This window comes from Cellulomonas bogoriensis 69B4 = DSM 16987, from assembly GCF_000767165.1.
GTDB classification, from domain to species: Bacteria; Actinomycetota; Actinomycetes; order Actinomycetales; family Cellulomonadaceae; genus Actinotalea; species Actinotalea bogoriensis.
Genome location: NZ_AXCZ01000455.1, coordinates 1 through 523 on the forward strand (window position 1 = coordinate 1; position 523 = coordinate 523).

A 523-nucleotide genomic window follows, 5' to 3' on the forward strand; every position below is an offset into this window, starting at 1 on the left:
TGCTCGGCCTTCCATGCCCACATCGCCAGCCTGGCGCAGTACCCAGTCTGCGACCCGCGCCAGTTCAACTGCGTTCCCGGCCAGATCCAGGAACTCAGCCTGGATCTCGGTGAGTGCAGAACGCGGGTGCTCGCCGACGATCTGCAGTGCCTCTGACGGGCGCATCAGCTTCGTCCCTTCCGATTGCCACGTACGACAACGATCACGATCACGGCTGCCAAGGTCAGGACAAGCGCTCCGCCGGCCACCACGGCCCCGAGGACCAAGCCACGCGGCAGGGCCCTGTTCTCCGTGGGCGGCGGGTCACCTTCACCTGCCCCTGGGGTGGGCTCGGTGCCCTGGTTCTCTGGTGGTGGTGTGCCGGTGATGTCGGCGATGGGCGGGTTGACCAGGGGTTCATCGCGGAGAAGGGGGTTGGTGTCGGGGTAGGTGGTGGGGTCGGCATTGAGCATATTGAGGATGGAGACCGTGCCGTATCCGATGGCGTCGTTGTGACGGCTCAGGTCGCCGTTGTTCTGGAAGG

The 523-nt window shown here is 65.6% G+C and carries 1 pseudogene; it reads right to left on the reverse strand.

What is annotated here, in order from left to right:
* Positions 1–164: 164 nt before the first annotated feature.
* A pseudogene (locus N869_RS18230) lies at positions 165–523 on the reverse strand (hypothetical protein); the annotation flags it as partial.